Annotated in this window: 13 protein-coding genes; 11 read left to right on the top strand and 2 right to left on the bottom strand. The window is 64.6% G+C overall.

The features are described from left to right. Positions 1 to 288: 288 nt before the first annotated feature. From LCHO_RS15645 to LCHO_RS15620, 6 genes are read left to right on the top strand one after another with little or no spacing between them, the layout of a single operon-like run. Complete coding sequence (locus LCHO_RS15645; RefSeq protein WP_012348145.1) at positions 289 to 1,590, top strand: molybdopterin-binding domain-containing protein; 1,302 nt, start codon at positions 289 to 291, stop codon at positions 1,588 to 1,590. Further along, positions 1,587 to 3,272, top strand: coding sequence for a formylmethanofuran dehydrogenase subunit A (locus LCHO_RS15640; protein WP_012348144.1), 1,686 nt, complete (start codon positions 1,587 to 1,589; stop codon positions 3,270 to 3,272). The genes LCHO_RS15645 and LCHO_RS15640 overlap by 4 nt, the downstream gene beginning before the upstream one ends. Then, positions 3,269 to 4,216, top strand: a complete 948-nt coding sequence (fhcD, locus tag LCHO_RS15635) for a formylmethanofuran--tetrahydromethanopterin N-formyltransferase (RefSeq protein WP_012348143.1) — start codon at positions 3,269 to 3,271, stop codon at positions 4,214 to 4,216. The genes LCHO_RS15640 and fhcD overlap by 4 nt, the downstream gene beginning before the upstream one ends. After that, positions 4,213 to 5,058 carry a formylmethanofuran dehydrogenase subunit C gene (locus LCHO_RS15630; protein ID WP_012348142.1) on the top strand — a complete coding sequence of 282 codons (846 nt, stop codon included), beginning with the start codon at positions 4,213 to 4,215 and terminating at the stop codon, positions 5,056 to 5,058. Before fhcD ends, LCHO_RS15630 begins: the two co-directional genes overlap by 4 nt. 43 nt (positions 5,059 to 5,101) lie before the next feature. Then, positions 5,102 to 5,647 carry a formaldehyde-activating enzyme gene (gene fae, locus LCHO_RS15625; RefSeq protein WP_012348141.1) on the top strand — a complete coding sequence of 182 codons (546 nt, stop codon included), beginning with the start codon at positions 5,102 to 5,104 and terminating at the stop codon, positions 5,645 to 5,647. 8 nt (positions 5,648 to 5,655) lie between these two features. Continuing rightward, positions 5,656 to 6,333: an HAD family hydrolase gene (locus LCHO_RS15620; RefSeq protein WP_012348140.1), complete on the top strand. Its 678-nt coding sequence runs from the start codon at positions 5,656 to 5,658 to the stop codon at positions 6,331 to 6,333. A 62-nt stretch (positions 6,334 to 6,395) separates the two neighbouring features. On the opposite strand, the gene LCHO_RS15615 is transcribed toward LCHO_RS15620, so the two are convergent. Then, positions 6,396 to 7,927 (bottom strand): IS3 family transposase gene (locus LCHO_RS15615; RefSeq protein ID WP_420805685.1). Its coding sequence is split into 2 segments (ribosomal slippage): positions 6,396 to 7,471 and positions 7,471 to 7,927, totalling 1,533 coding nucleotides; the frame shifts between segments, so codons are not numbered across the junction. A gap of 728 nt (positions 7,928 to 8,655) precedes the next feature. On the opposite strand from LCHO_RS15615, the gene LCHO_RS22860 reads away from it, so the two are divergent. Continuing rightward, complete coding sequence (locus LCHO_RS22860; protein WP_083772757.1) at positions 8,656 to 9,426, top strand: response regulator; 771 nt, start codon at positions 8,656 to 8,658, stop codon at positions 9,424 to 9,426. A 430-nt stretch (positions 9,427 to 9,856) separates the two neighbouring features. Here the strand turns inward: LCHO_RS22860 and LCHO_RS15605 are convergent, their stop codons facing one another. Beyond that, the gene (locus LCHO_RS15605; RefSeq protein ID WP_012348137.1) at positions 9,857 to 10,357 is read right to left on the bottom strand and encodes an IS110 family transposase; all 501 of its coding nucleotides are present in this window, start codon (positions 10,355 to 10,357) and stop codon (positions 9,857 to 9,859) included. A 48-nt stretch (positions 10,358 to 10,405) separates the two neighbouring features. On the opposite strand from LCHO_RS15605, the gene LCHO_RS22855 reads away from it, so the two are divergent. The 4 genes from LCHO_RS22855 (at position 10,406) to LCHO_RS15595 (ending at position 13,766) form a co-directional block, all read left to right on the top strand. Next, positions 10,406 to 10,924: a hypothetical protein gene (locus LCHO_RS22855; RefSeq protein ID WP_223210455.1), complete on the top strand. Its 519-nt coding sequence runs from the start codon at positions 10,406 to 10,408 to the stop codon at positions 10,922 to 10,924. 43 nt (positions 10,925 to 10,967) lie between these two features. Further along, entirely contained in the window at positions 10,968 to 11,438 is a 471-nt protein-coding gene (locus tag LCHO_RS22850; RefSeq protein ID WP_012348135.1) for a pyridoxamine 5'-phosphate oxidase family protein, read from the top strand. 729 nt (positions 11,439 to 12,167) lie between these two features. Then, complete coding sequence (locus LCHO_RS15600) at positions 12,168 to 13,250, top strand: IS5 family transposase (protein WP_012345989.1); 1,083 nt, start codon at positions 12,168 to 12,170, stop codon at positions 13,248 to 13,250. Positions 13,251 to 13,400: 150 nt separating this feature from the next. Further along, positions 13,401 to 13,766: a fibronectin type III domain-containing protein gene (locus LCHO_RS15595; protein WP_012348133.1), complete on the top strand. Its 366-nt coding sequence runs from the start codon at positions 13,401 to 13,403 to the stop codon at positions 13,764 to 13,766. Positions 13,767 to 13,813: the final 47 nt, after the last annotated feature.

The raw sequence follows: 13,813 nt of genomic DNA, 5'->3' as shown, positions 1-13,813 counted from the left end.
CGGCACGCCGCTCGGCCATGGCCACAAGGTGAAAAGGGCTTGCGCATGCTCAATCGCGCAATCAGTTTTCGTGCCATCCCGGGCACTGCCCTGGGGGATGGATCGCGCCCGCGATCGCCCTCGGGTTGCCGTTTCGGCGGCCCGGGAACGGCACACTGTGTGGCGCTGTGTCGCGGCGGCCGGCGGCCTCGCGGATACAGCCTGTCTCTGTAGCGCCCCGGTGGGCCGGTTTCAGGCGCCTGGGTGGGCAGATGCGCGATGGCACGCGGTTTGCCTTGACAGGGTTTCATGAGCCCCACGAATGCCCCATCGCCGGCTGCGTCGACGCCGACCTCGGCGAGTTCGGTCTGGACCTGCCCGTTCTGCCCCCTGCTGTGCGACGACCAGAACGCCAGCGCGCCCGACTGCGCTCTCGCGCGTGCCGGCCTGGCCGCGACCGCGTCGATGCCGAGCCACCCGCGTCTCAACGGCCACAACGTGTCGCTGAACGCCGCCCTCGCCGCCGCCGCCAAACTGCTGTCTGCCAGCCGCCAGCCCTTGCTCGGCGGCTGGGGCACCGACGTGGCCGGCGCCCGCGCGCTCTACCGGCTGGCCTGCGCCACCGGTGCGATCAGCGACGCCGCCGGCGGCGAAGCCATGAGCCAGGCCCTGCGCGCGCTGCAGGACCGCGGCGGCTACACCACCACGCTGGCCGAGGTACGCGAGCGCGCCGACCTGATCGTGATGGTCGGCAGCTGGGCGCCCGAGCGCGCGCCGCGGCTGCTGCACCGGGTGCTCGAAGAGCGCGAGCAGGCGCCGGTGCTGGTGTTCGTCGGCGAGCCTGGCATCAGCCAGACCGAGGTCGAGATCGGCGCGCACCGCCTGCCCGTGCTGCAAGTGCCGCTGCAGGGTGATCTGGCCGACACACTTGCCTGCCTGCACCTGCTGGTCGACAACCGGCCGCTGCCTGGCACCGCAGCGCCGGCCTTGGCCGATCTGGCCGCGCGGCTGCGAGCGGCCACCTACGCCGTGCTGATGTGGGAACCCGCCCAGCTCGGCGCCCACGCCGGCCTGCTGATCGAGCGCCTGCACCAGCTGGTCGGCCGACTCAACCAGCGCACCCGCGCGGCGGGTTTCCCGCTCGGCGGCGGGCAGGGTGCGTTGACCGCGCAGGCCGTGCACACGTGGCTGTCGGGCCTGCCGCTGCGCACGCGGGTCGGCCCGCGCGGGCTCGAACACGATCCGCTGCGTTTCGACGCCGCCCGCCTGCTGGCCGACGAAGCGGTCGACCTGCTGCTGTGGGTGGCCGCATTCCCCGGCATGCCACCACCCGCCACGCCGGGCCTGCCGCGCATCGTGCTCGGCCTGCCGTCACTCGCCGCCGAGCTGGGCGACGAGCGCAACACCATCTTCATCCCGGTCGCGACGCCGGGTGTGCAGTCGGGCGGCCACCTGTTCCGCACCGACGGCATCGTGCTCGTGCGGCTGCATCGCCTGCCTGACCGACATGAGGACAGCCTGCCCGGCGTTGCCGACGTGGTGACTCAATTGCTGAGCCAGTTACCCGCGCGAGAACCCGTTCCCGAGTCGCTCGCCGAGGTGCTGCCATGACGACGATCCGACTGCGCGGCGGCCGGCTGCACGACCCGGTGCACGGCATTGACGGCGAGTTGCGCGACCTCGCCTGGCGCGATGGCCGCATCGTCGCGCTGCAAGCCGGCGAGCCGGTCGACGAAGACATCGACGCCAGCGGCTGCACCGTGATGGCCGGCGGCATCGACCTGCACACCCACATCGGCGGCGGCAAGGTCAACCTGTCGCGCCTGCTGCTGCCCGAGGACCACCGCGTCGATGCCAACCCCTGCGGGCGGCCCGGCAATGCGCTCGAATTCGACTCGTGTGGCCACGTCACGCCCGGCACGCTGGCCACCGGCTACCGCTACGTGCAGATGGGCTACACGGCAGCGTTCGAGCCGGCGATGGTGGCGGCCAACGCGCGCCACGCCCACATGGAGATGGGCGACACCCCCATCCTCGACCACGGCGCCTACGTGATGCTCGGCAACGACGAGCTGCTGCTGCAGATGCTCGCCGAAGGCGCCCACCCCGACCAGATCCGCGACCTGATCGGCTGGACGCTGCACGCCACCAAGGCGATGGGCGTGAAGGTGGTCAACCCCGGCGGCATCTCGGCCTTCAAGTTCAACCAGCGCAAGCTCGATGTCGACGAGGCGCACACCCACTGGCAGGTGACGCCGCGCCAGGTGGTGCATGCGCTGGCGCAGGGGCTGCAGCAGCTGGGCGTGCCGCACCCGCTGCACATCCACGGCAGCAACCTGGGCGTGGCCGGCAACATCGCCTCGACGCTCGAAACCATCGCCGCGCTCGAAGGCCTGCCGGCGCACCTTACGCACGTGCAGTTCCACGCCTACGGCACCGAAGGGCCGAAGAAGTTTTCATCCGCCGCGCTGCAGCTGGCCGAGGCGGTCAACGCGCATCCGAACATCAGCATCGACGTCGGCCAGATCATCTTCGGCCAGACCGTCACCGCCAGCGGCGACACCATGCGCCAGCACGCCAATTCAGGCATCGCCAGCCCGCGCAAGTGGATCGGCTCCGACATCGAATGCGAAGCCGGCTGCGGCGTGGTGCCGTTCCGCTACCGCGAGAGCAGCTACGTCAACGCACTGCAATGGGCGATCGGGCTGGAGCTGTTCCTGCTGGTGCGCAACCCCTGGCAGGTGGTGCTGACCACCGACCACCCCAACGGCGGGCCGTTCACGAGTTATCCGCACCTGATCCGCCTGCTGATGGACCGCAGCTTCCGCGAAGAACAGCTCGCCCGCCTGCACCCCGACGTGGCCGCCAACAGCGCGCTGAAAGCCATCACCCGCGAGCTGACGCTGCAGGAGATCGCGATCCTGACCCGCGCCGCGCCGGCCCGCTTGCTGGGCCTGGCCGACCGCGGCCAGCTCGGCGTGGGTGCGGCGGCCGACATCGCCGTCTACCGCGACGACCCCGACCGTGAGCGCATGTTCAGCACGCCCGAGTGGGTGTTCAAGGACGGCACGCTGGTGTCGCGCGCCGGGCTCATCACGGCGGTGCCGACCGGCGGCACGCACTTTGTCGAACCGGCCTACGACACCAGCTTCCAGCACACGTTGCGCAAGCGGCTGGCGCGTTACGGCTCGGTCAACATCGACCACCTCGCGATCGACCGCGACGAGCTGTGCGAGTGCTGCCACGGCGGCCGGCTGCTGCCGACCGCGTGTTTCCAGGGAGCGTCGGCATGAGCGCGGCCACGACAACAACGCCGCTCGAACTCAACGGCGTGGTGATCGACGACGGCTTTGCCGAAGCCTTCCCGATGAAGGCGACGCGGCTGATCATCACCGCCCACAACCCGACCTGGGCCCGCCACGCCGCGGTGGCCGCCACCGGCTTCGCCACCTCGGTGATCGCCTGCGGCTGCGAGGCCGGCATCGAACGCGAACTGCCGCCCGACGAGACGCCCGACGGCCGGCCCGGCATCGCGATCCTGATCTTCTCGATGAGCGGCAAGGAGCTGGCCAAGCAGATCGAGCGGCGGGTCGGCCAGTGCGTGCTGACCTGCCCGACCACCGCCGTCTTCTCCGGCATTGCCGAAGGTGAAGCCGTGCCGCTGGGCAAGAACCTGCGCTTCTTCGGCGACGGCTGGCAGACCTCCAAGCTCATCGCCGGCCAGCGCTACTGGCGCGTGCCGGTGATGGACGGCGAGTTCGTCGCGCAGGAAACCACCGCGGTCATCAAGGGCGTGGGCGGCGGCAACCTGCTGCTGCTGGCGCGCGATACCGACGCCGCGCTGGCCGCGGCCGAGGCCGCCGTGGTGGCGATGCAGCGCCTGCGCGACGTCATCATGCCGTTCCCCGGCGGCGTGGTGCGCTCGGGCTCGAAGGTGGGCAGCAAGTACCCGAGCCTGATGGCGTCGACCAACGACGCCTTCTGCCCCGGCCTGCTCGGCCTGGTCAAACACAGCGAACTGGACGCGCGCACCCGCTGCGTGATGGAGATCGTGATCGACGGCCTGAGCGAAGCCGCGGTGGGCGAGGCGATGCGCGTAGGCATGCAGGCCGGCATCGCGCTGGGTGCGGCCGGTGGCCTGCTGCGCATCTCGGCGGGCAACTACGGCGGCAAGCTCGGGCCTTATCACTTCCACCTGCACAAGCTGCTGGGCGAGCAGGCGAGGGCCGCGACATGAACGGCATCCGACTCACCTTGCGCGACGCGCCACGGCTGCGCCTGGACCTGCGCGGCGTGCTGCCCGAGGCACTGGCCGCGCTCAGCCTGGCGCAGATCGCCCGCCTGCCGCTCGCCCATGGCCGCGACTTCTGCGTGCTGGCCGACTGGTTCGACATCGTCACCTTCGACGCCGCCGAGCCGACGCTGCAACTGGCCGGCGACCTGGGCCGCGTCGACCACATCGGCTGGCAGATGAGCGGCGGGCGCATCGAGATCGACAGCACCGCCGGCGACGGCGTGGGCGGCGCGATGCGCGGCGGCGTCATCACCGTGCGTGGCGATGCCGGCGCGATGGCCGCTTGCGAGATGCAGGGCGGCGAGCTGCACATCACCGGCCACGTGGGCGACTACGCCGCCTCGACCCTGCCCGGCAGCATGGACGGCATGCGTGGCGGCCTGCTGCTGGTGCACGGCAACGCCGGCGCGCGTTTCGCCGACCGCATGCGGCGCGGCACGGCCATCGTGCTGGGCGATGCGGGCGACGGCTTCGCCTCGCGGCTGGTGGCCGGCACCGTGGTGCTGGGCAGGCGCTGCGGCGCGCACCCGGCCTACGGCATGCGGCGCGGCAGCCTGGTGCTGGCCTCGCCCGAAGCGGCGGCGGCGTTTGAGGTGCCGCCCACCTTCGTGCCGGCGCAGGCCGAGGCCGCCGTGTTCTGGCAACTGCTGGCGCGCGATCTGGCCCGGCTGGCGGCGGCCCATGCGCCTTCATCACCCCTCACCGACCTGCCGCGCCGCGCCATCACCCGCCACCTCGGCGACCTGGCGGTCGACGGCAAGGGCGAGCTGATCGTGGTGCGCTGATACTTTGATCCCCAACCCGACTTCACGACCCGGAGTTCCACCGATGACCCAGCCCCGTGCCTTGCCGTACACCTTCCACGCCGGCGAAGCCACCGTGCTCGCTGCCGACGGCCAGTTCACCGACGCCATGCCCGAGATCCTGATCGGCCGCGTCGACGGCCCGGTGGGCCAGGCGTTTGCCAACATGATGGCGCAGAGCAAGGGCCACACCGCGATGTTCGCGATCCGCGCCTGCAACCAGCTGGTGCGCCCGGCCACCATCACCGTGCCCAAGGTGACGCTCAAGGACATGGCCAACGTCGAGCTGTTCGGTGGCGTGGTGCAGAGCGCCACGGCGGACGCGGTGATCGACAGCGTGATCGACGGCGTGATCCCGAAAGAGCTGGCCAACGAGCTGTGCATCGTCAGCCTGGTGTGGATCGACCCGCGCTGCGCCAAGGATCCGAACCTCGACAAGAAGGACATGTACCGCACCAACTACGAGGCCACCAAACTCGCCATCAAGCGCGCTCTGGCCGACGAGCCGTCGATCGACGAGCTGATCGCCAACCGGCAGACCATCAAGCACGACATGGACGACTGGAGCTGAGCTGCGGCATGCGCCTGGCGCTGTTCGACCTCGACCACACGCTGATCCCGTTCGACAGCGGCATGCTGTGGACGCGCTTCTTGGCCGAGCGCGGCCACCTGCCGGCGCAGGCCGAGGCCGAGTACGTCGACCACTGCCTGCAGTACGTGGCCGGCCGGCTCGACATCAACGCGGTGCACCGCATCCTGATCCGCCCGCTCGCGCAGGTCGACACGGCCACGCTGGCGGCCTGGCAGATCGACTTTCAGGCCGCGATGGCACCGCTGATCCCGCCCGCGATGCAGCGCCTGGTGGCTGCGCACCGCGAGGCCGGCGACCTGTGCGCCATCGTCACCGCCACCTCACGCATCGTCGCCGCACCGTTTGCGGCCCTGTTCGGCATCGACCAGCTGCTGAGCACCGAAGCCGCCTGCGCGCTGCACCACCCCTCGGGCGAACGGCGGCCCACCGGCGAGATTGCCGGCGTGCCCTGCGTGCGCGCCTACAAGATCGACCACGTCGAGAACTGGCTGCGGCGCCAGCGCCTGCCGTCGATCGCGGCGGCCGAGTCGTGCCACTTCTATTCGGACTCGATCAGCGACCTGCCGCTGCTGCAGGCGGTGAGCCACCCGGTGGCCGTGCGCCCGGACGAGCGGCTGCGGGCCCATGCGACCGAACACGGCTGGCTGATCGTCGATGGCTTTTGACCGCATGAGTTGAGCGCGGGGCGGTGTCTGTCAACATAGATGACGCTTGGCGCATGAAGTTTCTATGCGGCTTGACGCTCCTTGTCACGCGGGTTGAGACAGACGTGATCAGGCTCGCTCCATCTGCGGATCTCTCGGCTCCAGCGGCTGGGGTTGGCTTCCCGGGCGGCCTGGTAGACCGCGCGCCGCTGCCTTAGCACCGCCTTGCTCTGCCCGCTGTGGCGCTGGTTCGGCGTCACGAAGCCGATCTCTCGATGGCGATGCTCGCCGTTGTACCAATCGATGAACGTGCGACACCAGTTTCGCGCCTGATCAAGCTCGCCGAACCCGGTGCTCGGGAAGGTCGGCATGTACTTGAGCGTGCGGAACCACGACTCGATGAAGGCGTTGTCGTCGCTCACGCCGGGTCGGCTGTAGCTGGGCGCGATGCCCAGATCCTGCAGCTTGGCGCGCAGCGTGTGCGAGCGCTGCACCGCGCCGTTGTCAGCGTGCAGCACCAGCGGCTTGCCCGCGAGCTTCTCACGCCAGCGCGCCCGCTCGACGAGCTCGGCGGCCAGGTCAGCGTTCTCGCTGGCATGCACCTCCCAGGCCACCAGCTTGCGGCTGTACAGGTCGATGACGGCGTACAGGTAGAAGAACAGCCCCCGCACCTGGCTGGGCAGGTAGGTCACGTCCCAGCACCAGACTTCGTTGGGCGCGTGCGCCACGTGCATCGGCGCGGGCTTGTGGCTGCGCTGTCGAGCACGCCCCCGGTGCTGCTGCGCGCCGTGCGCATGCAGCAGCCGGTAGAAGGTCGACTCGCTGGCCAGATAGGTCCCCTCGTCGGCCAGAGCCGGCACGATTTGCGTGGGCGGCAGGTCGGCAAAGCGCGGCTGCATGCACGCATCGAGCACCGCGCGCTGTTCGTCGCCGCTGAGCTTGTTGCTCGGCTGCGCCCGCACCGCCCCCGGCCGGCCGTCGGCCTGCACCTCACCATCGTCGATCCAGCGCTGGTACGTGCGCACCGACACGCCCACCTCCGCGCACGCGCTGTGCAGGCGCGCGCCGCTGGCCTGTGCGGTCTTGACCATCTCCACGAGCCCCTGGCGTTCCAGCAACGCAGTCATGCGTCCTCGTCTCTGTTCTGGAACGCCTCGAGTTTTCGCGACAGGATCAGCAGCGCAGCGGCTTCGGCCAGCGCGCGCTCCTTGCGGCGCAACTCCTTCTCCAGCTCCCGGCTGCGTTTGCGCTCCTCGGCCAGCGCCGCCGGGCTGACCCGCTCGGCCCCGGCCGCATTGGCCTGCAGGCACGCGCCCCGCCAGCGGGCGATCTGCTCGACGTGCAGCCCCTTCTTGCGGCAGTACTCGCCCAGCTCGGCCTGCGCCAGCCCCAGGGTCTCGACCACGACGGCGAACTTGTCCTCAGGCTTCCAGTCTTCGGGGTTGCTGCCGTCTCCAGGCACGGCTCGACCCGCTCCACGGGCCTGGTTTCGCCACGCGTAAAGCGTGGGCTCCGTCACCCCCGTGCGCTTGGCCACCTCCGCCACCACCAGGTTGTGTGGCGCACTCATCAGCGACAGCGCGTGTTCCTTCTTCTCTTTCGAATACCTTGGCATTCCCGTCCTCTGCTTGCCCCCTGCGGTTATCGATCGTCGCCTCACTCGACGCGACATCTATCCTGACAGAGGGGGGGGGGCGGTCACGCGACCGATCTTGCAGGGCGACAACGCCTGCGGTGCGCATGCACCGTGCCATCACCTTGCATGTGCATCGATCACGGTGTGCATGCACATCGACACGACGTTCATCTCCATCGGCATCCCTGTACGGGGCAATCGCATCACGGTGTGCATGTGCATCGATGGTCATGCGCATAGACATCGAGCACGGTGTGCATGGACATCGAGGTCGGGTTCTATGCACACCGCATGCAGGTTGCTCATGCAGGCCGCGGACCTTGCATGCACATTTTTTTTGGTTTGCATGTGCATGGAGACCACAGGGCGCAGGAGCTCGATGCTCCCGACGAATGTGGCGTACCTGCAAGGCCTTGTGCGCTTGCACCGTCAACCGCGGCCATGGCTGTGTCGGATTGACCTCGGTGCTTTCTACGCTCGCGGGAACCGTCTGCGGCAGCGTCGAGCGGTCTGATTCATCCCAATAAATTTAGGCGGCCTAAATCGACTTGGCTATCCCCCAAAAGGATGAGGCAAAAAGGCGCTCACAGAGGGGGCGAGTGGTCTAGGATTGATGGACATGACGCCACGCGATGCCGATTTAGAACATAACGAGGCCGGGGTGCGTGGATGTACAAAAAGACGTTATAAGTCATAGGGAGTTTCTCGTGAGTACGGAAAAATTCGCCGAATCGGCTAAGGGGTTTACCAAAAGCCCGCTCGGAATAATCGCTCTATTCATTGTTCTTGTTTATGGATTCGCCTCTATAGTCGTGGGCTTAGGTAGAGGGATATCCGACCATATAGCACCACTAATTTACTTCATGGTATTTTTTCCAATACTAGTTTTTTTGGGCTTCTTATGGCTGGTAGCAAAGCACTACAACAAGCTATACGGTCCATCTGACTTCAAAAACGAAGACAACTTCCTAAAAGCCCAAATGGCAACAACTGCGTCTCTAGTAGCGGCTACAGTAAGGCAGCCAGGGCACGAAGGAGGTCTTCAAGAATCTCAATTAAGAGAAATTGTCAACGTAGTATCAAACACACCTAAAAATCCCGTTAAAGAAAAATGGAAGAATAGAGTTCTATGGGTTGATGACCGGCCGGGAAACAATGTTTATGAACGCCAAGCTTTTGAAGCTCAAGGTGTTGAATTTACTCTGGCACTATCAACACAAGAAGCACTAGAGCTTTTGAGGAATAATAAGTATGCGGCCATTATTTCAGATATGGGAAGAAAAGAGGGTCTGGATGAAGGCTATGTTTTGTTGGAGAAATTAAGGTCATCTGGAAATAAAACGCCTTTTGTAATCTATGCCGGCTCAAATCTTCCTGAGCACAAAAAAGAAGCTCGTGAACGAGGCGCCAACGGCTCAACAAATCGTGCTGATGAACTCTTCCAGCTTATTATGAGCCTTATTGCGAACGGCTTATAAAAACTGGTTTAAATCGTTCGCTGTGCTCACTGGGACCGGCTAAAGCCGGCCTCTTAACAAACTACAATGGCATCCCCATCTGTCAAGCAAAACCAACCCCTGACGAATTGTGCAGCAATTTTTCAGGGAGGTCTTGATTCAAATCAGCTAAGGCGACGCCAGCTATTTCAGGGAGAACAAGGGTGCGGACTGCAAAACTACAACCGGTCTTTGTTGCGGCTTTCAATGCCGCTGACCCTGACGAAAGACGCGCGCGGGGCTCCATTTGTTAGCCGCGGTCGTCATCGACGCCGCCTTGAGTTAAACGAGCACTCCCCACGCAGGTCCAACCTTGTTCCATCAACGCAGGCATCACGCGGTGGCAGATTCTTCGAGGTTCGGTGAACGGTTCTCCCGCGGGAAGTCGGGTTTGTCGGCTGCGACTGTCGGCTCAGGCGATCGGTTTGAAGTTCTCACCTTTGGCCAACATCGCCCAGGCCATGCGCGCGTTCTTGGCGGCGATGGCCACGACCGCTTTCCAGTAACCGCGTCGCTCGGCCAACGTGATCGCCCACCGGCTGATTCGGTCTATCTTGTTTGCCGCTGCGGCCAGCACCGCCCGGGCGCCCAGGATCAGCAGGGTTCGCAAGTACGCATCCCCGGACTTGGTGATGCGTCCGAGTTGCTGTTTGCCGCTTATGCGGTAGGGCATGACGAACTTGGGAGCGATCAGGCGAATGGTGTGACCGAACGCCACAAACTGCCGAGCCCAGCAATGCGCACCGGAGCACGCCTCCATGCCGATGGTGCACGGCGGCAGTTTGGCCACCATTTCCAGCAGTCGATCGCGACGCACCAGCGGTCGCACCAGCGCAGGCTTGCCGACCTCATCGACACCATGCAGGGCGAATACGCTCTTGGCGAGGTCAATACCGACAAAGACCATGGTCATGGACATTCCATTTCAGTCAGTGATCGCGTGAGATTTCGCAACCCCATCGTGGCACTGAGTTCCGGCAACGATTTCGGGTCAAACCAAGGCCTGCCGGGGTGGGATGTGGATATCCCTTTCATTCGTTGGGCCTGCCAATCGAACATCCGGGATTCTCGAACAACTTCTCATACCTGCCGCTCGCTCCACGTTACGATTGAACCTCATCCTCAACTACAGGAAGCCCTCATGCTGCGGTCGCTATCTTTTGCATCGATCTTCGTCGCCTTGCTTATGACTCAGGGATGCGCCACGAAAACCTATGGACGTCAAGGCACTTTGACGAGCTACGAAAAAGACACAATGAATTGCAGAGAAATTGATCTTGAACTTGCCAAAACCAGGGGGTTTGTTGACCACGTCAATAAAGAAAGCGAATTCAGCGGCCGCGATGTATTGGCGATTCTTGGTGACTTCGGAATTGGCAACAACATGGAGAAGAGCGCCGCCCTTGAGAGTGCCAACAAGAGGATTGAGCAGTTACGAGATCTTCGGGCCACCAAAAAGTGTGAGCCCGGGCAGGCCTAACCCCATTCGTTAGACATCGCAAACCCAAACATCTGGCCGCCTCATGCTCTCCTCTGAAGTCCTGGATTACGCCAGTCGCAGCGTGCTGTGCTGGCTTGCCACCGTCGACGAAACGGGTCAGCCGAACGTCTCCCCGAAGGAGATATTTACTCCCTTTGATTCTCAGTACATCGTAGTTGCAAACCTTGCATCGCCAACGAGTGCACGCAACATCGAAGTCAATCCTCGTGTTTGCATCAGCTTCGTCGATATCTTTGTTCAAAAAGGATTCAAGGTCATCGGTGCCGCGCGGAATATAAGAAGATCCGACGCCGATTTCTCTAAATGGTCTACCCCGCTGGAAGCTATGGCCGGTGCGAAGTTTCCTATTCGCTCCGTCTTCGTCATTCAGGCTGTCTCAGTGGAGCCAATCATCGCCCCGAGTTATCGCCTCTATGCCACCGAAACAACAGAGAAATCGCAGGTAGCGTCTGCTATGCAAACGTATGGCGTTCAGAGGAGCGGCGATGTCTAACCCAGCATGCAAGCGGACCGGGGTGCCGGCCGGTTCATTCATTCGTTGAGCTTTATGAAGAACGTTGATATCGATCCATTGGATGTTCAGTTTGGGCTTGCGCACGACTGCATACGTGCCTGCATATTCGCCGACCACATTCAAAAAACAAAACCGAAGGCATCTGCATGGCCAAGCTTGCTTGACATGTGCTATTCCGACGCAATCATGTCTTGGAATGCAATTTTCGGCACGGATTCACAAGACTCACACTGGAAGAATTGGGTTGCAAAGGTCTCCCCTCCGAAAAACTCGCCGCTCCGCCCTTTTCATCGAAGCATGATCGTTTCGTGCCTGAATACGACAGAGACAGCCTGGATGCATTATCACCAGAGAATGACGGAATTCCGCAATAAGAGACTCGCCCACTTTGTTCACGCGCCCGTCGGTGACCCACCAAACATCACTTGGGCACTTCATTCTGCGTGCCTATACCGAGAATGGCTGATATCACTTGTTCGGGCATATCAAGACGCTGGCTTCTCAGTACGGGCCTCGGAAAAAACGGGGCAAGAAATGCTTGAGCAATTCCGAGCTCAAATCGCTGAAATATGCATATGAAGCCCAACCCATCATTCCACCGGATCGCCTTTGGCGGTCGGTGAATTTTCAAACGTTGGGCCCAAGCCTAGGGGCACTTCTCGAAACCTCCCTGTTCGCCCGCAGCCTGAGCCGGCAAGATGCGCAGCCATGATCACGCCGCGCATCAAGCCCTCGAGCTTCTTCCCTGAGGAGGAAGCGGTGGACGACCTGTTCCTGGCGCGCCAGCGCAAGGCCAAGCTCGAGGGCTACGTGCAGACGCTGGCGGCGATCGACGCGCTGGTGGACTTCACGGCGATGGCCGCGGCGGTCGATGCGGCGTGTCCGCGCGCCGACCGCAAGAAGGGTGGCCGCCCGCCGTACCCGAGCGAGGTGCTGGTGCGCATGGTCTTCCTGCAAGGGCTCTACAACCTGTCGGACGAGCAGTGCGAGCACCAGGTGCTCGACCGGCTGAGCTTCCAGCGCTTCTGCCGGCTCGACGGCGCCTTGAACATCCCCGACGCCCGCACGCTGTGGAGCTTTCGGCAGCGCCTGGCCCAGGGCGGGCTGGGCGGACGGGCGATCTTCGAGACGCTGAGTCAGCAGTTGCAGCAGCACGGGTTCATCCCGCGCGGCGGGCAGATCGTCGACGCCAGCATCGTGGCCGCACCCATCACCCAGGCCAACACCGCCGAGCGCGAGGCGCTCAACAAGGGCGAGACGCCCGAAGGCTGGAGCAAGAAGCGCATGGCGCACACCGATGGCGACGCACGCTGGACGCAGAAGCACGGCAAGAGCTACTACGGCTACAAGCTGCACGCCAACGCGGATGCGCGCTACAAGCTCATCCGCACCCTGAAGATCACGGCGGCCAATGCCGACGACGGCCAGCAGCTCCCCCACGTGCTGCAGTCGGCCAACACGCGCGATCGCCTGCTGGCCGACCGCGGCTACGACAGCCAGGCCAACCGGCAGGTGCTGGCGCAGCAGGGCCTGGTCGACGGCATCGCGCGGCGGGCCAGGCCGGGGCAGACCGCCAAGACCCGACTGAAGCAGCGCAATCGCACGATCAACCGGACCCGCTCGCGCGTCGAGCACGTCTTCGCCAGCCTGGCCCAGCAGGGCGGCAAGTGCGTGCGGGCGATGACGCTGGCGCGCAATGCGCTGGCCATCACGCTGCAGTGCGCGGCCTACAACGCGCGCAGGCTGGTGTGGCTGGTCAAGAGCACGGGTGCGTCTGCGAGGCCGGTGTGAGGGCAGAAAAGCCCTTCGCGAGGGGCGCGAAGGGCTGAAAGACAGGCCGCCGGGTAGAACTGATCTTCGAATTCGGCATGCGATGACGCCGTGCGAGCCGTCATGACGTCGATCACGTGCCGGAGATGGTCGGCACGATAGTTTTAGGAAGTGCCCCATGGTGATGTCGAGGCACTGGCATCGACGGGATTCGACCTGCGCCGCAACGCCAGTCGCACCAGCGGTTTTGAGCCGCTGCCGGTCCCCGGTGGTTTCAGGGTGCAGCATGGCCCGCGTCGCGGCAGCCTGGATGTGCGTGTCAACCGCGTGCTCGGCGCAGCCAGCTACGAGGTTCAGATCACCCAGGGCGACCCGACCTCGGAGCTCGACTGGAAACACGCCATGACCTCCGTGACCGCGTCGCGCATCAGGCTCAATGATCTGCCGCCGACGCAATCCTTCTGGGTGCGCGTGCGTGCCGTTGGCAGTGGTGGCAACGGGCTCTGGACCGAGCCGGTGAACATCATCGTGGTCTGATCCCGTCGGGTTTGGAGAGGGGGCGGGCGATCGGCATGCATTGACTC

Origin of the sequence: Leptothrix cholodnii SP-6, assembly GCF_000019785.1 — a bacterium.
GTDB lineage: Bacteria > Pseudomonadota > Gammaproteobacteria > Burkholderiales > Burkholderiaceae_C > Sphaerotilus > Sphaerotilus cholodnii.
Note: the sequence above shows the minus strand (reverse complement) of the source record. Positions and strands in the feature narration are given on the sequence as shown.

Coding starts and splice junctions, on each gene's coding strand:
- fae (WP_012348141.1), top strand. CDS start 5,102: ATGACCCAGCCCCGTGCCTTGCCGTACACCTTCCACGCCGGCGAAGCC.
- LCHO_RS15600 (WP_012345989.1), top strand. CDS start 12,168: ATGATCACGCCGCGCATCAAGCCCTCGAGCTTCTTCCCTGAGGAGGAA.
- LCHO_RS22850 (WP_012348135.1), top strand. CDS start 10,968: ATGCTCTCCTCTGAAGTCCTGGATTACGCCAGTCGCAGCGTGCTGTGC.
- LCHO_RS15605 (WP_012348137.1), bottom strand. CDS start 10,357: ATGACCATGGTCTTTGTCGGTATTGACCTCGCCAAGAGCGTATTCGCC.
- fhcD (WP_012348143.1), top strand. CDS start 3,269: ATGAGCGCGGCCACGACAACAACGCCGCTCGAACTCAACGGCGTGGTG.
- LCHO_RS15640 (WP_012348144.1), top strand. CDS start 1,587: ATGACGACGATCCGACTGCGCGGCGGCCGGCTGCACGACCCGGTGCAC.
- LCHO_RS15620 (WP_012348140.1), top strand. CDS start 5,656: ATGCGCCTGGCGCTGTTCGACCTCGACCACACGCTGATCCCGTTCGAC.
- LCHO_RS15630 (WP_012348142.1), top strand. CDS start 4,213: ATGAACGGCATCCGACTCACCTTGCGCGACGCGCCACGGCTGCGCCTG.
- LCHO_RS15645 (WP_012348145.1), top strand. CDS start 289: ATGAGCCCCACGAATGCCCCATCGCCGGCTGCGTCGACGCCGACCTCG.